Below are 16305 nucleotides of genomic sequence, written 5' to 3'. Positions count from 1 at the left end.
CGATGGAAGACGTGCTCATCTGTCTCACGGCGTCGCACCGCAACGCCAGCTTCGACCTCCTGGAGCGACTGAGCATCGGCGCACCGACCGCCGCGAGCCGTCTCGTGACGGACTCCGACGTGCTCGACGGGGCCGTCGTCCTCGCCACCTGCAACCGCTTCGAGGCCTACCTCGACATCGCGGGGGACGACCGCGACTCCGCCGTGTCGGCCACCGTCGACGCCGTCGCCACCGCCAGCGACCTCGTGCCCGCCGAGGTCGCGGGCTCCGTCCAGGTGCTCGGGGGCAAGGACCTCGTGCAGCACCTGTTCGCGGTGTCGAGCGGCCTCGAGTCGGTCGTCGTCGGCGAGACCGAGATCTCCGGCCAGGTCCGCCGCGCGCTCGAGGACGCTCGCGCGAACGGCACCACCACCTCGGAGCTCGAGCGGCTCTTCCAGGAGGCCGCGCACACGTCCCGGGGCGTCAAGACCCGCACCCGCATCGGTGCCGCCGGGCGCTCGCTCGTGCGCCTCGGCCTCGAGCTCGCCTCGTCCCGGATCACCGACTGGGCGCGCACCCGGGTGCTGCTCGTCGGCACCGGCAGCTACGCCGCCACGACCATCGCCGCCCTGCGCGACCGCGGCGCCGTGCATATCCAGGTCTTCTCACCGTCGGGCCGCGCGCCGTGGTTCGCCGCGAAGCACGACCTCGTCGCCGCGACCGACCTGCGCCAGGCGATCGCCGCGAGCGACGTCGTCATCACGTGCACGTCGAGCGAGGTCCCGGTCGTCGAACCCGCCGACCTCGACGACGGCGTGCGCCGCATCGTCATCGACCTCGGGCTCCCCCGCAACGTCGACCCCGACGCCGCTGCGGTCGACGGCGTCGAGCTCCTCGACCTCGAGACGATCAGCATCCACGCGCCCATCGCCGAGCTGAACGCCGAGTCCGAGGCCCGCGCGATGGTCGACGACGCCGTGTCCCGCTTCCGCGCCCAAGCCCTGGAACAGTCGACCACCCCCGCGCTCGTGGCCTTCCGCAAGCACGTGTTCGACATCCTCGACGACGAGATCGAGCGGGCGAAGCGCCGGGACACCGACCCGGAGTCGCTCGAGCAGACCGAGCGCGCGCTCCGGCACCTCGTCGGCGTCCTGCTGCACCGCCCCTCGGTCCGCGCCCGAGAGCTCGGCCGCGCCGGACGCGGCGAGGAGTTCGTCGGCGCGCTCGACGCCCTCTACGGTGTGCGCCCCGAGCCCGAGGCGGAGGTGCCGTCCCCCGTCGTGCCGCTCGCGGAGCGCACCGCGCCCGAGCGGGCCGCGTCGGACCGTAACGACGAGGCGGACGCGAGCTGAGCCTCCAGGCCGGTCCGCCCACGCTGCGCGTGAGCGCGGTGCTGCTGGTCCGCGACCGACGCGTGCTCATGGTGCGCGCGCGGGCGCGCGACGTGCTCTACCTGCCCGGCGGCAAGGCGGAGCCGCACGAGAGCGACGTGCAGGCCGCGCTGCGCGAGGCCCACGAGGAGACCGGCCTGCGCCTGGAGCCGTCCGACGTCGAGCCGTTCGGCACCGTCACCGAACCCGCGCACGGGCAGGCGCCCGGCACGATGGTCGCGATGGCGCTCTTCCTGGTCCGGCCCGGAGGCGCGACCGACTCCGCCTCGCCCGTCGCCTCCGCAGAGGTCGACGAGGTGGAGTGGGTCACCTCAGCAGACGCGGACCGGTGCCCGCCGGCGGGCGTCGAGACGCTCCGCCGGCTGGTCGCCGCCGGCCTGGTGGACTGAACTCCTCGGTCCGAGGAGTCCGGCTGCTACTGGTCCTTGTCGACGTAGTGGCCGGTCTCGCCCGACGGCGTGGGCTCGGCCTCGCCGGGGATGTCCGACTCGACGTACTCGCCCGCGTCGGCGCCGCCCGCACCCTCGGGACGGTCGTCCCCGGGGATGTCGCTCGAGACGAACTCGCCGGCGGGCTCCGTCGAGGTGACGTGCTCGTCGCCCGGGATGACGCTGTCCGTGTAGGCGCCGGCGTGGGTCTCGACCCCGTCCGCCCGGCCCTCGTCGCCGCGTGCCTGCTCGTGCTTGCCTGCCATGTCCGACCTCCGTCGCTCGTGGTGCTGGCTGGTGTTCCCCGCGAGCATCCTCGGCGCGGCTGGACGCTCACCGAGACGTGTCCCCCGGGGCGGGTGTTGCGTGGGGCCATGCGTCACGGGATCGTCCAGCACACCGCCCTCGCAGCCGTGGGGCTGCTCGCCGTCGTCGGTCTGGCCGGGTGCTCGGCCGACACCACGCCGCCGGTCGGCACGGTCAGCCCGTCGAGCAGCCCCAGGGCCTCGGGTGACCCGTCGTCCGCCGTCCCCACGTCGAACGCGGGCTCCGCGGCCGCGACGCCCGCGAGCGGGGCGGGCGGGGGCAGCGCCGCCGGGGACGGTCGGTGCACGACTGCGTCGCTCGCCGGCGGGACCGCGGCGGGCAGCGGCGGGGCCGCGGGCAGCACGATCATCCACCTGACCCTGCGGAACACCGGCTCCGCGGCGTGCACCCTGCAGGGCTGGCCGGGCGTCTCCTTCGTCGGGGACGGCGACGGCGCCCAGATCGGTGCCGCCGCAGGACAGGACCGGTCCTCGGCGCACCCCACGGTCACCCTGCAGCCCGGGCAGACGGCCGTGGCGCCGCTGAAGATCGCGAACGCGCAGGACTACCCGCCGTCGGAGTGCACGCCGACCGCCGCAGACGGGTTCCGCGTGTACCCGCCCGGGTCGACGGCGTCGCTGTTCGTGCCGGCCAGCGGGTACACGGCGTGCGCGTCGGCGTCGGCGGCCCTGCTGCAGGTGCAGGCGCTCGTGCCCGAGGGGCAGGCGACCGACTGACCCGAGTGGCCCCGGCGGCCGGACGGAGCGCTGCGTCACGGGGTCGCGCCGGGCGACGCCGCGTGGGCGCACCGGGCCCGCGCCGCGTGGTCCCGGAGGAGCGCGTCAGCGGTACGACGGGGCGTGCACGGCCTCGAGCACCTCGGTGCCCATCGTCCGCAGGGCCTCGACCACCGCGAGGCGCCGCTGCAGCGAGGCGTCGTCGAACGTGACCGCGACGGCGTAGCTCACCGACGACCCCGGCCCGCGGAGGATGCCCGCCTCCGCCCGGACACCGGTCGACGAACCGGTCACCACGACCGCCTGCAGCCCGTGGTCGAGCGCGCGGTGCGCCAGCGGGTCGAGTCCGAAGGAGCCCGCGACGAGTGACAGGTCGCTCGCGAGGGACAGCCACCCGAGCACCCGGTTCGAGACCGCCTCGTCGACGACCTCGCCGAGCGCGAGCCCCCGCATCAGCCAGCTCAGCTCACCCGTCGGGGCCACCGAGGCGTCCGGGGCGTCGTCCGGTCCGCGGCGGTCGCGGACCCGGTCGATCAGGGCGGTCCGCTCGATGCCCAGCGCCTCGGCACGACGACGGACGGCGTCGATGCCGACGGTGGACAGCAGCGCGTTCATCGCCCACGAGTCCGCCGTCGCACCGACGAGGGTCGCCAGGTCCGGGACCTGCATCGTCGGCTCCTGCAGGAACTGCCACAGACCGGCGCCGGTCGCGGTGTCCCTGGCCATGCGCTGCAACCGGTCGCCGTGCAGGCGGCCGTCCTCGAGCTGCACCGCGGTCTCGATGAGCAGCAGCACGCGGCCCAGGCTCGCCGCCGGCAGCACGAGCGTGTCGTCGACCGCCAGCAGCGCGCGGCCCGTCGAGGTGTCGATCACGGAGGCGCTGACGGACGCACCCTCACGTGCGATCGTGCCCAGCGCCTCCAGGGTGGCCCCGAAGCGCTCGTCCACGCCGCCGCGGTGCCGTCCGCCGCGCGCACGCGCGCCGTCCGCGTCGCCGACCTGGTGTCGGCGACGCGGACGGCGTGGTGCGACCGGGCCCGGGGCGGCCGAGGGGTCGGACCGGTGTCCGGGCTGGTCGGCGTGCTCGGGGGCGGGCGGCCCGTCGGGCTCGGTCATCACCAGATGGCGACGCGCTCGGCGGGGTCGAGGTACATCGCGTCCTGCTCCGTGACGCCGAAGGCCTCGTAGAAGCCGTCGATGTTGCGGACGACCTGGTTGCAACGGAACTCCGTCGGCGAGTGCGGGTCGATCGAGAGCAGGCGCGCGGCCTCCTCCGGACGGATCGCCATGCGCCAGGCCTGCGCCCAGCTGAGGAAGAAGCGCTCGGCACCGCTCAGGCCGTCGACGACCGGCGGCTCCTGGCCGTCGAGCGAGAGCAGGTACGCCTTCCACGCGATCGACAGGCCGCCGAGGTCGCCGATGTTCTCGCCGATCGTCAGGGCACCGTTGACGTGACCGTCGGGCACCTCGGTCGGGACGAGGGCGTCGTACTGCGCGATCAGGGCCTTCGTGCGCTCCTCGAACGCGGCGCGGTCGGCCTCGGTCCACCAGTTCTCGAGCCGGCCGTCGCCGTCGTACTGCGAGCCCTGGTCGTCGAAGCCGTGGCCGATCTCGTGCCCGATGACCGCACCGATGGCCCCGTAGTTCGCGGCGGCGTCGCGGTCGGCGTCGAAGAACGGGAACTGCAGGATCGCCGCGGGGAACACGATCTCGTTGAAGCCCGGGTTGTAGTACGCGTTGATCGTCTGCGGCGTCATGAACCACTCGTCGCGGTCGATCGGCTTGCCGATCTTGCCGAGCTCGCGGTCCACCTGGAACGACGCGACCGCCCGGACGTTGCCGAGCAGGTCCTCCGGGTCGACGGTCAGGGCGGAGCAGTCGCGCCACCGCACGGGGTACCCGATCTTCGGCGTGAACTTGTCGAGCTTGTCGAGCGCACGGGCACGGGTCTCGTCGGTCATCCAGTCGAGGGCCGTGATGCTCTGGCGGTAGGCCTCGACGAGGTTGGCGACGAGGTCGTCCATCTTCGCCTTCGAGGTCTCGTCGAAGTGCTCCTGCACGTAGATCCGACCGACGGCCTCGCCCATCGCGCCCTCGACGAGCGAGACGCCGCGCTTCCACCGCTCGCGCTGCTTCGGGGCGCCGGTGAGGGCCGTCCCGTAGAACGAGAAGTTCGTCGCCGAGAGGGCGGTCGTCAGGTAGGCCGCGGAACCGCGGATGACCTGCCAGCGCAGCCAGTTCTTCCAGGCCGACACCGGCTGCGAGCGCAGGAGCTCGGCGAGGCCGGTCACGAAGGACGGCTCGCGGACCACGACGGTCTCGAACGCGCCGGCCGGGGCGCCGATCGCCTCCCACCAGAGGTGCAGGTCGGCGCCCTCGGCGAGCACCGCGACGTCGTGCCACGGCAGCTTGTTGTAGGTCTTCTGGCTGTCCCGGGTCGCGACGTTGTCCCAGTGCACCGCGGCGAGCGCCTTCTCGAGCGCGATCACGTCGTCGGTGCGGTCCGCGCCGTCGGCGAACCCGGCGAGCGGGAACATCGCGGCGACGAACTCCCGGTACTTCGCGCGGATGTCGGCGAAGCGCTCCTCGCGGTAGTAGGACTCGTCGGGCAGGCCGAGGCCGGACTGCTCGAGGAAGACGACGTACGACTCGGGGTCGCCCGGGTCGTTGTCGACGAAGAGCTGCACGAAGCCGGGCAGCCCGAGCCGCTCGAAGCGACCCACCAGGCGGATGACGTCGTCGGGCGTCTCGACCGCGTCGACCTCGCCGAGCAGCGGGTCGATCGGGCCGGTGCCGAGCTCCTCGAGGCGGTGCTCGTCCATGAAGGACGTGTAGAGGTCGCCGACCTTGCGCTCCTCGGTGCCCGGGGCGGCCTGCTGCGAGCGCTCGACGATCGCGCGGACGGCTTCCTCGGCGGCCTCGGCGAGGACCGTGAACGAGCCGTACCGGGCCTTGTCGTCGGGGATCGGTGTCGCGGCGATCCACGAGCCGTTGACGTGGCGGTAGAGGTCGTCCTGCGGGCGGACCGCGGTGTCGAGTTCGTCGGTGTGGATCCCGGAGCTACGTGCGACGTCGGTCATGCGTTCCACGATAGTCACGGTGCGTCCACGGGTGCGGAGCGAGCCGTGCTCGCGCGGGGTCGCGCGGGGTCGCGGTGTCGGCGGCGGGGTGGGCGTCGGTCGCCGGGGTCCGGCCGCCAGCCGGGGTCAGCGTCGCCCCGGCCGGCGTCGGCGGGCGCGGGCGACCACGAGTCCGCCGGTCCCGAGCGCGAGGAGCGCCACGGCCAGGGCGGTGGGCACGCCGGGCTCCGCTCCGGTCCACGCGAGGGCGTCGAGCGGATGCGCGCCGTGCCGGAGCCGCCCCGTCGCGCCGTGCACCTTCCCCGGGGTCGGCCCGCCGGGCACCACCGCGCCGGGGTCGGGCGACGGGTGGCCGGGGACGCGCGGCAGGACCAGCCGCAGGGAGCCCTGCTCGACGTCGTCCACACGCTGCTGCACGACGACGGCCTCGGCGGGCAGGGCGGACCGGGGCACCACGAGCTCCCACGCGCGACCGATCCGCGCCGAGTACGGCGTCCCGTCCGGGTCGGTGAGCGCGCGGCCGTCGTCGTCGAGCAGCGCCACCGTGCCGCCGGTCTGCCCCGTCCCGGCGATCCGCACCGAGCCGTCCGCCGACGTGGCCGCCTCGGCCGTGACCGGTGCGACGACGGTCACCTCCCGGATCGTCGAACCGACGGGTCGGTCGTCCTCGAGCGCGGTCACCGTGACGGGCAGGGTCCCGGCGCGGTCGCCGAGCGGGAACGCCACGCGCCAGGACGGGTCGTCGCCCGTCGTCACGCGGAGCGGACGTCCGTCGGCGTCGGTCACGGGCCCGTCCTGGTCCCGGACCGTCAGCGTCGTGTCGACCGGGGCACGTCCGCTCAGGAGCACGGTGCCGGTCTGCCGCGAGGCCGTGGCAGTGGTGACCTCCGGCGTCGCGTCGATCGTCTGCTCGCCGAACCACGAGCCGTTGTGCTCGCCGTCGTAGTACTGCGCCCCGGTGAACAGGTGCGACCCTGAGGCCAACCCGGTGAAGTCGAACGCGACGACGCCGTCGGCACCCGCCGTGGCACTGCCCGCGGGCTCGCCGTCGCGCGTGAACTCCCACCGCGCGCCGGGCTTCGCGGGCTTGATCTCGACGTGGGTGGTGCGGCGGAACCGGTCGGTGTCGAGCTTGCCGACGGGCTGCAGGTTCGTGTTGTCGATCGCCACCGGGACCTCGATGCGCTGGCCGGTCACCTGCGAGGTCGCGACGAGCACGGTCCCGGCGCGGGGGACGTGCACCGTCGCGCGCCAGGTACCGGAGGCGTCGGCCTCGGTCCAGCTGGGCTCGACCCCCTCGCCCGTGATCGCCACGCTGCCACCGACGGGCCCCGTGCCGACCATCCGCACGCGCTGCAGGCCGTGGTTGATGGTCTCGACCCCGGCGGTGAACCCCGCGTTGGGCAGAGCCCCGGCGGTGGGCAGAGCCCCGGCGGTGGCCCGGGCCGCGACTTCCGCCGAGCCGTGCGACCGCGGCGCGGCGGACGCCGACTCGACGACCGCGGCCGGGGCGACGACGGCTGCCGACACGACCAGGGCGGTGACGGCAGTGCGGCGCAGCCGTGCGACGGGGACTCGGGGACGGGTGGTGCGGCGAGGGGGCATGGCGACTCCTGACTGGTACGTGGCACACCATATACGAGTCGAGGGGTTGTCCACAGGTGCGCGCACGACCTGTGGCGGAGGGCGCGCAGCCGGTACGGTCATCGCATGGGAATGGGCTGGAAGCTGCACGGGGACGGCGCGACCGTCTCCGCATCGACGATCGTGGCGCCTGACGAGCGCCTCACCTGGGGTCGTACGATCGGCCTCGGTGTGCAGCACGTCGTCGCGATGTTCGGCGCCACGTTCCTCGTCCCGCTGCTGACCGGGTTCCCGCCGTCGACGACGCTGCTCTTCAGCGGTGTCGGGACGATCCTGTTCCTGCTGATCACCGGCAACCGGCTGCCGAGCTACCTCGGGTCGTCGTTCGCGTTCATCGCCCCGATCGCCGCCGCGACGAAGATCGGGGGCATCCCGCTCGCGCTGTCCGGGATCATCCTGGTCGGTGCCCTGCTCGCGCTCGTCGGCCTGGTCGTGCACCTGGCCGGCGCCGGCTGGATCGACCGGCTCATGCCGCCCGTGGTGTCCGGCGCGATCGTGGCGCTCATCGGGTTCAACCTCGCGCCGGCCGCGCGTGACAACTTCACGAAGGCGCCCCTGACCGCGGTGATCACGCTCGCGACGATCATCCTCGTGACCGTCCTGTTCAAGGGGCTCGTCGGTCGGCTGTCGATCGTGATCGGTGTCGTCGTGGGCTACCTCGTGGCGATGCTCTCGGGCGAGGTCGACCTGTCCGCCGTCGCCGCCGCGCCGTGGGTCGGGCTGCCGACCTTCACGGCGCCGTCGTTCGACCCCGGACAGCTCGCCGTCTACCTCGGGTTCGTCCCCGTGGTGCTCGCGCTCGTCGCCGAGAACGTCGGGCACGTCAAGGGCGTCGGGCAGCTCACCGGACGCGACCTCACCCCGCTGACCGGACGCGCCCTCATGGCGGACGGGCTCTCGACGGTCCTCGCCGGTGCCGGCGGCGGCTCCGCGACGACGACCTACGGCGAGAACATCGGCGTGATGGCCGCGACGCGCGTCTTCTCGACCGCCGCGTACTGGGTCGCCGGCATCGTGGCGATCCTGCTCGGCCTGTCGCCGAGGGTCGGCACGGTCATCTCCTCGGTGCCCGCCGGGGTGCTCGGCGGCGCGACCACGGCGCTGTACGGCCTCATCGGGGTCATCGGCATCCGGATCTGGGTCGAGAACAAGGTCGACTTCGCCAAGCCGAAGAACCAGCTCACCGCCGGCATCGCCCTCATCATGGGCATCGCCGACTTCACCTTCGCGTTCGGCGGAGCCACCTTCGGCGGCATCATCGTCGGCACGGTCGCGGCCATCGTCGTCTACCACGTGATGGACCTGATCGGACGGGCACGCGGCACGGAGCCCGCCGCCCCGAAGGCGTCGGACGAGGCGCACGCTGCGACCGGTGCGGTCCCGGCAGAGCCGCGCGTCGACTGACGCACCCAGGCGACGGACGGGAGGCGCGTGGCGGCGACCGGCAGCCCGGTGGCCGAGCGGCTACCGGGACGTCCTCCGACGCCGTACGGTCAGCGGATGGGAGCGATCCGTCTGAGGGGCCAGCTGGTGTGCGTGACCGAGGAGGAAGCGCAACGAGTTCGCGAGCACCTGCCGGAGCACACCCGACTCACGCGGAGCGAGCCGGGATGCGTCGCCTTCGAGGTCGTTCCCACCGAGGATCCCCTGCGGTGGTCGGTCGAGGAACGATTCGACGACCGCGTCGCGTTCGACGCCCACCAGGAGCGCGTCAGGTCCAGCACGTGGGGCAGAGCCACTGCCGGCATCCAGCGTCGCTACTCGGTCACCGAAGCTGCCCACTGAGCCATCGGCTGTCGGACGCTCGAGGCCGCGCGGCTGCGCGCCATGTCGGGATCAGGGAACACGCCATGTTCTCCGTACCCTGGCACCATGACCGACGACCCGATGCGTGACCTCCTCGAGGAGGCAACCACCACCGTCGCGACCGGCGGCGACGTGCGGCGGGCGGTCGGCCTCGTCAGCCTCCTCTCCCTCGTCACCACGAGCGTCGCCGCGGTCACGGCCGCCGTCATCGCCCTCGTCGTGTTCCTCTTCGTGCTGTCGCCGTTCGCCTTCATCCTCGGCTTCGGACTCCTGCTCGGCTGATCAGCCCGGAACGGGCTGACGTGGCCCTGTACGGATCGGTGCTTGCTGCGAGAGAGGGTGTACGCCACTCCTGATCCGTCACCGAACTGACGATCGGTCTTGCTACTCGCACCACGGCGCCCGTCCTGCTGACCGAAGGCGCGCCGACCGGTTGCCGTTCGGTCATCGGACGGCAACTGCTGTCGCAACCGCGCCACCGATGCGTCCGACTCGTCGTCATGGGTGGAAGCGATGGTCGCCTGGCTCCACGGAGCTGGGCGTTCTTCTGGTTCTTGGCTGGCGTTCTTCTCGTCGTCGGTCTGACGCTCCTGGGTGGTGCAGTGGTCGCAGCCCAGGGGCGCCTCATCGGCGGCGACGATGGAGCTGACTGTGTCACGAACCCGACTGCTGTCGGCGCAACGTCCCCCGAGGACATCCGGGTCAGCGTGACCCCGTCGTACTGGCCGCTCGGCACTGACTGCACGCTTTCGAGTTCGTCTGGCCAACGCATGACGTTGCCCGAAACCGATTGGGCGCTGACCGTCGTCGCGTTGACAGGACTCGCGCTCGTCATCACACCCATCGCGCTCCTCCCGCGTCCATGGCGACGCGTCTCCCGTCTGACCGCCCGGTAGCCGCTGGCGAACCGGAACACCGACGGGACATCGGTGAGACGAGGCACCACCGCATCAGGCTCCGCCGCTCCCCGCTGGGGTCGCGCCCCGCCCGCCCTATGCTGTGCCCGTGAACGCAGCGCAGGAAACCGGGCCGTTCTACCACGGCACGACCGCAGACCTCCACATCGGGGATCTGCTCTCCCCTGGGTTCCGGTCGAACTACCGACCCGACGTGATCATGAACCACATCTACTTCACCGCACTCCGCGACGGCGCAGGACTCGCAGCCGAACTCGCCGCCGAGCTCGCACCCGACCGCCGCACCCCCAGGGTCTACCGCGTCGAACCGACCGGCGCCTACGAAGACGACCCGAACGTCACCGACAAGAAGTTCCCCGGCAACCCGACCCGCTCCTACCGCAGCACCGAGCCACTCCGCGTGCTCGACGAGATCACCGACTGGACCAGGCTCACCCCCGACGCCCTCCAACGGTGGCGCGAGACCCTCACGAGCCTCCCTCCCGAACGACGCGGCGAGATCATCAACTGACGTCCACGTCCCTCTGCCTGCCGACTCATGGGCATGTACCAGCTTCGGACGCTCGGACAGCGGTGACCGGGCAGTGCGCCGACCTCGATGGCAGCCCTCCCCACGGCGACTCGAACGACGCGTCGTCGTGAGCGCTGCAGGTGCCGGCGGTGGTCAGAGGCCGTCGCGTCGTGTTGATCTCCACCGGCGGTGGCGGCGGGCCAGGGCGTCGCGTTCGGCCCGCGTCGGGAGGATCACGTCGGCGCCGCCGTCGTAGGGGGCGTAGACCCAGGACAGGTCGTGTCCTCCGATGACGACGTTCGCACCACCATCTGCGACGTCGCGGAGCAGGCCGCCGAGGTCCTGCAATGGGGACGATCGGACCCAGTAGAAGGAGCCGACCGCCGCCAGCTCGTCCGTGACCGCGAAGTCGTGGCTTCGCCGCCACGGCCACCGTCCGAGGATCGCGTCGCGGGTCCATCCGCTCTCGATGGTGCGCCCGTCCCAGTCTTCGGCGATCACCCACACGGGTGTGTCCTCGGCGAGGGTACGGAGGACCGTCGAATGCCGGCGGAGGACCTCGACGTACTCGGCTTCGGTGTCGGCGTACCGTTTCGCTCCCGGGAGGCTCCAGAACCGGACCCACCGGTCCCGGTGAACATCGCGCAGCACATGTCCGAGCGGTTCCTCAGCCCAGTGCTCATCCCATGAACGAGAGAGCGCGATCGCCCGTCGGCTCGCTTCGCCACGGCGGAACGTGGCCCGTCCGTCCAGCGCGCGGCGCAGGATCCGGACGGAGAGGGCGAGGGACATGCCTGCACCGTAGCGCTGGGCTGGTCAGCCACACCACCCGCACCCGATGCGGCCAGCAGACGACGTCCGGGACGCTGCGCTGACGCGCCCAGGAGACGGACTGGAGGCGCGTGGCGGCCCCGCCACGCGCCTCCCGTCCGTCGTCACCCCACCGTCGCGCGCGGCCCACGGTGCGGACGCGACGATCCGTCGCGGCGGGCGCGCGTCAGGCGCGTCAGGGCAGGCCGGCGAGGCCGACCACGAGCTGGACCGCCGCCAGCACGACCAGCACCAGGACGAGTCCCACACTCCCCCACCGCTCGATGCCCGTCCGCAGGGCGGCCAGCGGTCGAGAGGCCCGCGGGCCGGCGACCACCGCAACCAGCACGGGCACCGCGACCGTCGAGGCCGCGAGCGCCACGAACAGGGTCGCGGCGAGCACGGCCTCCACCGGGGACGGCTCCGCGTCGCCGAACGCGAGCCCGGCTGTCAGCGCCAGGACGAGCGCCTTCGGGTTGCAGAACAGCAGCACCCCGAGCCCGAAGCCGTGTCGGGCTCCGAGCCGCTCCACCGCCTCGGACCACCGGGCACTCGACGGCCGCCCGTCCGGGAGCCGCCGGGTCACCCACTGCCAGACCGCGAGGCCGGCGAGCAGCACGGCGGCGGCGAGCGCCACGAGCGCCTGGACGGACGAGCCGCCGGCGGTCTCGAGCGGGAGCCGCTCACCCACGAGCACGGCGGCCACGAGCGCCAGGAGGACCGCCGTGGCCCACCCGAGAAGGCATGCGACCGCGGCGCCGTACCCCCGACGGTGCCCGAGCAGGAACACGACCGCGGCGATCGGGAGCGGGCTCAGGGCGATCCCGACGGCGCCGGGGACGAGGGCGGTCAGGTCCACGCTCGGAGCGTACCGCCGCCACAATGGTGCGGTGCCCCCTCCTCCCGTGTCACCCGTGCGCGCCGAACAGCGCGCCGTCGACCGGGACATCGTCCGGCTCGCGGTCCCCGCGCTCGGCGCGCTGGTGGTCGAGCCGCTGTTCCTGCTCACCGACACCGCGCTCGTCGGGCACCTCGGCGCGACCGCCCTCGCCGCCGTCGGCATCGCGAGCGCCGTGCTCACGACGGTCACCGGGCTGCTCGTCTTCCTGGCCTACTCGACGACGCCCGCGGTGGCCCGTGCCCTCGGCGGCGGCGACCGTCGCGCCGCGGTGCACGCCGGCATCGACGGGATGTGGCTGGCCCTCGTGCTGGGCGTCGTGCTCGCGCTCGTGGGGTGGCCGCTCGCCGGACCGCTCGTCGGGCTCTTCGGGGCCTCGCCCGCGGTGTCGGCGGCGGCGACCGCGTACCTGACGGTGTCGCTGATCGGGCTGCCCGGGATCCTCGTCGTGACCGCGTCGACCGGGTTGCTCCGCGGGCTGCAGGACACCAGGACCCCGCTCGTCGTCGCGACGGTCGGGTTCGTGGCGAACGGCCTGCTCGACGCCGTGCTCATCTACGGCGCGGGCTGGGGTGTCGAGGGATCGGCAGCCGGCACGGTGATCGTGCAGTGGGCGATGGCCGCGGTCTACGTCGGCATCGCGGTCCGCGCCGCCCGGGCGTCCGGTGCACCGCTGCGGCCCGGTGCGTCCGGGGTCGCCCGCGCACTGCGGTCGGGCGCGTGGCTGTTCCTGCGCACGGCCTCGCTGCGGGTGGCGATGCTCGCGACGGTGGCGACCGCGACGGGCCTCGGGACGACGGGCCTCGCGACGACGCAGGTCGGGCTGACGGTGTTCTCGACCCTGGCCTTCGCCCTCGACGCGCTGGCGATCGCCGGGCAGGCACTCGTCGGGCACGGCCTCGGCGCGCGGGACCCCGACCGGGTCCGGCTCGTCACGCGGCGCCTGGTGCTGCTCGGGATCGCGGGCGGCGTGCTGCTCGGGCTCCTGACCGCAGGCGTCAGCGGGCTGCTCGGCCCGGTGTTCTCGGACTCCCCCGCGGTGCAGGACGCGCTCCCCACCGTGCTCGTCCTCGTCGCGGTCGGGATGCCGATCGCCGGCTACGTCTTCGTGCTCGACGGCGTGCTCATCGGCGCCGGTGACGCCCGGTACCTCGCGGTCGCCGGCGGGGTGAACCTCGTCGTGTACCTCCCGCTGCTCTGGTGGGTCGGGGGGACGCTCGCGGGGCTCTGGGCGGCGTTCGCCCTCGGGTACATCGGCATCCGGGCGGTGACGCTCGGGGTCCGGGCGCACCGGGCCGGCTGGGTCGACCAGGCGATGGCGCGGTGAGCGGGACCGAGGAACGCGCGGCGACGCCCGGGGTCGCGTCGTCGGCGGTGCTCGCCACGGTCGGCATCGGCGTGCAGGGCGTCGCGAAGCTGCTCGTGACCGTCGTGGTCGGACGGGTGTTCGGCACCGAGACCCTCGGGCAGGTGACGGCGCTGCTGTCGCTCTCCGTCTTCGCTGCGCTGCTCTGGCCGAACGCGGCCGGCAACACCGCCTCGCGGTACCTCGCGATCGCCCTGCGCGGCCGTCGGTCGGACGCGGCAGTGAACCGGCTGCTCGGCGCGACCACGGTGGTCTCGAGCGTCGTGCTCGCCGCGGTCACGGTGCCGGTCGCCCTCGCGTGGGGCAACGGACCCGGCGCGGTCGTCGGCGGGGTCGCCGTGGTCGTCGGGTACGGCCTGTACTGCACCGCCCGCGGCGCCCAGCTGGGCTACGGCCGCGCGCCGCGGGTCGCGTTCTGGGACACCGTCACGAGCATCCTCGCGCTCGTCCTGCTCGTGCTCGCCTGCGTCGGCGACCTCGAGCCGCTCGTGCTGCTGCCGCTCGCCGTCGGGTACACGGTGTTCGCGATCGCCTGCTGGCCGCGGGGGAACGGCTTCACCGAGCCCGTCGAGCCCACGACCGGGGTGCTCGGGTTCGCCGCGTGGAACGTGCTCGCGGTCGTCACGTCGAACGGCCTGCTGCAGCTGACGATGATCTCGGCGCAGGTGTCGTCGTCCGCGCGGGAGGCCGGGGTGTACGCCGCGGCCTTCACCCTGGCGACGCCGGCGTCGATGCTCGGCCAGGCCCTCGGGCAGGTGCTCGTCCCCGCGTTCGCGCACCGCACCGACGGCGGCTCGCTCCGGTCGCGCGGGGCCCTGACGCTCGTGGGCGGGTTCGCCGCCGCGACCGCGGTGGTGTTCGGGCTCGTCGCGCTGCTCGCCGGGTGGTTCCTGCCGCTGGTCTACCCCGCCGAGGGTGCGGCCGCCGTCGCGGACCTGCGGTACCTGATGGTCGGCGTGTGGGTGTTCACGGTGGGGCTCGTGCCCGCGGCGCTCCTGCTCGCTGCTGGTCGGTCGCGGCAGGTCGCACTCGCCTCGGTCGCGGGCTTCGTCGTCGGTGCGGTGCTCATGGTGGTGCTCGCGCCGGCGGTCGGGGTCGCCGGCGGGACGACGGGGTTCCTCGTGGGGAGCGCCGTGAACCTGGTCGCGGTGGTCGCGCTCGGACTGCGGCGGGGCTGACCCTGGGACCGGTCCCGGGTCACCGGCGCACCCGACCCGGTCAGGGTGCCGCGTCGAGCGGCGTCGAGCCGGAGCGAACCGGCCCCGTGGTGTCGCCGATGCGCAGCTCCGAGGTGAAGGCCGCCGGACGCGGTTCCTCGCCCTCGAGCATCGCGAGCGCCGCACGCGCAGCGGCCCGCCCCTTCTGCTCGAACGGCTGCACCAGGGTGGTCAGCTGCCGGATCGGTGAGCGGTGCAGCAGGCTGTCGTCGACCGTGATGCCGTCGAAGCCCACGACGCTGACGTCCTCGGGCACGCGGAGCCCGGCGTCGAGCGCGGCCGAGACCACCCCGACGGCGAGCAGGTCGCTCTGCGCCACGACCGCGGTCGGGGCCGCGGCACCGGCGGCGAACAGGGACTCCCCCGCGATGCGGCCCTCCTCGACCGCGCTCCCGGCGGCCTCGAGGGCGGGAGCGTCCGGGTAGACCTCGCGGACCCCGCGCAGCCGCTCGAGCGTCGTGTGGGCGACGCCGGCCGCCTCGCGCGCGGCGTCGACCGGGCCGCGACGGCGTGCGGCGTCGAGCGGCAGGGTGACGACGGTCACGGCCGTGTGCCCGAGGTCCCGGAGGTACGCGGCGGCCCGGCGGGAGGCGTCGCGGTTGTCCAGGTGGATCGGGACGGCACCCTCGATCTCGTCCGCCTCGATGGCGACGACGGGGATCTGCCGCCGCCGGAGCACGGCGACCGCCGGGTCGATCCGCACGTTGCACCCGACCAGGACGACCGCGTCCATCGGGGCGTCGACGATCGGCCCGGTCCCGCGGTCGTCGTCGAGCGGGCTGCGGACGAGCAGGAGGGACGCTCCGGCCTCACCGGCGACGGCCGCGATGCCGTCCAGCGTCAGGACGTTGACCGGGTCGCGGAAGGCGTCGCTGAGCCGTTCGTCCATCACGACGCCGAGCACGCCGGAGCGACCGCGGCGGAGCGAACGCGCCCGGGGGTCGGGTCCGCCGTAGCCGAGCTCGGCAGCGGCGGCCAGCACCCGGGCCTTGGCGTCCTCGGACACCGGCCCGGCGCCGCTGAACGCGAGCGAGGCGGTGGACGGCGCCACCCCGGCGGCACGTGCCACCGCGGCCAGGGTCGGGCGCACGGCCCGACGCTCCGGGTCGCCGAGACCGCGGTCGCGCCCGCGGGCCAGCGGCGGTCGCGACGCGCCGGTTCCTGTTGCCGGTTCGTCCATCGCCCGTTAGCGTAGCCACCGAACGTGGTCGAATC

At 73.7% G+C, this 16305-nt stretch carries 16 protein-coding genes; 9 read left to right on the top strand and 7 right to left on the bottom strand.

Translation table 11 applies throughout. The annotated features are described in order from the left end of the window. Nucleotides 1-11 precede the first annotated feature (11 nt). The gene (locus QOL16_RS00395; protein WP_071285768.1) at nucleotides 12-1331 is read left to right on the top strand and encodes a glutamyl-tRNA reductase; all 1320 of its coding nucleotides are present in this window, start codon (nucleotides 12-14) and stop codon (nucleotides 1329-1331) included. 29 nt (nucleotides 1332-1360) lie between these two features. Further along, nucleotides 1361-1759: an NUDIX domain-containing protein gene (locus QOL16_RS00390; protein WP_216093113.1), complete on the top strand. Its 399-nt coding sequence runs from the start codon at nucleotides 1361-1363 to the stop codon at nucleotides 1757-1759. Nucleotides 1760-1785: 26 nt separating this feature from the next. Here QOL16_RS00390 and QOL16_RS00385 read toward each other — a convergent pair whose 3' ends face one another. Next, nucleotides 1786-2064 (bottom strand): hypothetical protein, encoded by a 279-nt coding sequence (locus QOL16_RS00385; protein ID WP_065961514.1) that lies wholly within the window; start codon nucleotides 2062-2064, stop codon nucleotides 1786-1788. Between the two features lie 108 nt (nucleotides 2065-2172). Here QOL16_RS00385 and QOL16_RS00380 point away from each other — a divergent pair, with 108 nt between their 5' ends. Further along, nucleotides 2173-2841, top strand: coding sequence for a DUF4232 domain-containing protein (locus QOL16_RS00380; protein WP_071285770.1), 669 nt, complete (start codon nucleotides 2173-2175; stop codon nucleotides 2839-2841). A gap of 105 nt (nucleotides 2842-2946) precedes the next feature. On the opposite strand, the gene QOL16_RS00375 is transcribed toward QOL16_RS00380, so the two are convergent. The 3 genes from QOL16_RS00375 to QOL16_RS00365 all read right to left on the bottom strand — a co-directional run bounded on the left by QOL16_RS00375 (nucleotide 2947) and on the right by QOL16_RS00365 (nucleotide 7526). Continuing rightward, on the bottom strand, nucleotides 2947-3957 hold the full coding sequence (locus tag QOL16_RS00375; RefSeq protein WP_083230148.1) for a serine hydrolase: 1011 nt from the start codon (nucleotides 3955-3957) through the stop codon (nucleotides 2947-2949). Then, entirely contained in the window at nucleotides 3957-5921 is a 1965-nt protein-coding gene (locus tag QOL16_RS00370; protein WP_071285772.1) for a M13 family metallopeptidase, read from the bottom strand. Before QOL16_RS00370 ends, QOL16_RS00375 begins: the two co-directional genes overlap by 1 nt. Nucleotides 5922-6047: 126 nt before the next feature. Beyond that, nucleotides 6048-7526, bottom strand: a complete 1479-nt coding sequence (locus QOL16_RS00365) for a hypothetical protein (RefSeq protein ID WP_071285774.1) — start codon at nucleotides 7524-7526, stop codon at nucleotides 6048-6050. 105 nt (nucleotides 7527-7631) lie between these two features. On the opposite strand from QOL16_RS00365, the gene QOL16_RS00360 reads away from it, so the two are divergent. From QOL16_RS00360 to arr, 4 genes are all read left to right on the top strand, one after another. After that, nucleotides 7632-8969, top strand: a complete 1338-nt coding sequence (locus QOL16_RS00360; protein ID WP_071285777.1) for a uracil-xanthine permease family protein — start codon at nucleotides 7632-7634, stop codon at nucleotides 8967-8969. Nucleotides 8970-9065: 96 nt separating this feature from the next. Further along, nucleotides 9066-9350: a putative quinol monooxygenase gene (locus QOL16_RS00355; protein WP_065963257.1), complete on the top strand. Its 285-nt coding sequence runs from the start codon at nucleotides 9066-9068 to the stop codon at nucleotides 9348-9350. A gap of 87 nt (nucleotides 9351-9437) precedes the next feature. Further along, the gene (locus QOL16_RS00350) at nucleotides 9438-9653 is read left to right on the top strand and encodes a hypothetical protein (RefSeq protein WP_071248282.1); all 216 of its coding nucleotides are present in this window, start codon (nucleotides 9438-9440) and stop codon (nucleotides 9651-9653) included. 723 nt (nucleotides 9654-10376) lie between these two features. Continuing rightward, on the top strand, nucleotides 10377-10799 hold the full coding sequence (gene arr, locus QOL16_RS00345; protein ID WP_083230294.1) for an NAD(+)--rifampin ADP-ribosyltransferase: 423 nt from the start codon (nucleotides 10377-10379) through the stop codon (nucleotides 10797-10799). Nucleotides 10800-10952: 153 nt separating this feature from the next. On the opposite strand, the gene QOL16_RS00340 is transcribed toward arr, so the two are convergent. Together QOL16_RS00340 and QOL16_RS00335 are read right to left on the bottom strand one after the other, a co-directional pair. Beyond that, on the bottom strand, nucleotides 10953-11591 hold the full coding sequence (locus QOL16_RS00340; protein WP_217637651.1) for a hypothetical protein: 639 nt from the start codon (nucleotides 11589-11591) through the stop codon (nucleotides 10953-10955). Nucleotides 11592-11805: 214 nt separating this feature from the next. Next, nucleotides 11806-12468 carry a GAP family protein gene (locus tag QOL16_RS00335; protein ID WP_071285780.1) on the bottom strand — a complete coding sequence of 221 codons (663 nt, stop codon included), beginning with the start codon at nucleotides 12466-12468 and terminating at the stop codon, nucleotides 11806-11808. Between the two features lie 55 nt (nucleotides 12469-12523). Here QOL16_RS00335 and QOL16_RS00330 point away from each other — a divergent pair, with 55 nt between their 5' ends. Together QOL16_RS00330 and QOL16_RS00325 are read left to right on the top strand one after the other, a co-directional pair. Beyond that, on the top strand, nucleotides 12524-13834 hold the full coding sequence (locus QOL16_RS00330) for an MATE family efflux transporter (RefSeq protein ID WP_071285783.1): 1311 nt from the start codon (nucleotides 12524-12526) through the stop codon (nucleotides 13832-13834). Continuing rightward, nucleotides 13831-15051 carry a lipopolysaccharide biosynthesis protein gene (locus QOL16_RS00325; RefSeq protein WP_071285786.1) on the top strand — a complete coding sequence of 407 codons (1221 nt, stop codon included), beginning with the start codon at nucleotides 13831-13833 and terminating at the stop codon, nucleotides 15049-15051. The genes QOL16_RS00330 and QOL16_RS00325 overlap by 4 nt, the downstream gene beginning before the upstream one ends. Nucleotides 15052-15091: 40 nt before the next feature. On the opposite strand, the gene QOL16_RS00320 is transcribed toward QOL16_RS00325, so the two are convergent. Beyond that, nucleotides 15092-16270: a substrate-binding domain-containing protein gene (locus tag QOL16_RS00320; protein ID WP_083395197.1), complete on the bottom strand. Its 1179-nt coding sequence runs from the start codon at nucleotides 16268-16270 to the stop codon at nucleotides 15092-15094. Between the last annotated feature and the right edge of the window lie 35 nt (nucleotides 16271-16305).

It is taken from the genome of Curtobacterium sp. MCBA15_004, assembly GCF_001865055.2.
In the GTDB taxonomy this organism is placed as follows: domain Bacteria; phylum Actinomycetota; class Actinomycetes; order Actinomycetales; family Microbacteriaceae; genus Curtobacterium.
The sequence above is the reverse complement of the archived record's forward strand: the minus strand, read 5'-3'. Positions and strand labels throughout refer to the sequence as shown.

Excerpts from the sequence above, each read along its gene's own strand:
- QOL16_RS00385 (WP_065961514.1), bottom strand. The coding sequence starts at position 2,064 with ATGGCAGGCAAGCACGAGCAGGCACGCGGCGACGAGGGCCGGGCGGAC.
- QOL16_RS00380 (WP_071285770.1), top strand. The coding sequence starts at position 2,173 with ATGCGTCACGGGATCGTCCAGCACACCGCCCTCGCAGCCGTGGGGCTG.
- QOL16_RS00375 (WP_083230148.1), bottom strand. The coding sequence starts at position 3,957 with ATGACCGAGCCCGACGGGCCGCCCGCCCCCGAGCACGCCGACCAGCCC.
- QOL16_RS00370 (WP_071285772.1), bottom strand. The coding sequence starts at position 5,921 with ATGACCGACGTCGCACGTAGCTCCGGGATCCACACCGACGAACTCGAC.
- QOL16_RS00365 (WP_071285774.1), bottom strand. The coding sequence starts at position 7,526 with ATGCCCCCTCGCCGCACCACCCGTCCCCGAGTCCCCGTCGCACGGCTG.
- QOL16_RS00360 (WP_071285777.1), top strand. The coding sequence starts at position 7,632 with ATGGGAATGGGCTGGAAGCTGCACGGGGACGGCGCGACCGTCTCCGCA.
- QOL16_RS00355 (WP_065963257.1), top strand. The coding sequence starts at position 9,066 with ATGGGAGCGATCCGTCTGAGGGGCCAGCTGGTGTGCGTGACCGAGGAG.
- QOL16_RS00350 (WP_071248282.1), top strand. The coding sequence starts at position 9,438 with ATGACCGACGACCCGATGCGTGACCTCCTCGAGGAGGCAACCACCACC.
- QOL16_RS00340 (WP_217637651.1), bottom strand. The coding sequence starts at position 11,591 with ATGTCCCTCGCCCTCTCCGTCCGGATCCTGCGCCGCGCGCTGGACGGA.
- QOL16_RS00320 (WP_083395197.1), bottom strand. The coding sequence starts at position 16,270 with ATGGACGAACCGGCAACAGGAACCGGCGCGTCGCGACCGCCGCTGGCC.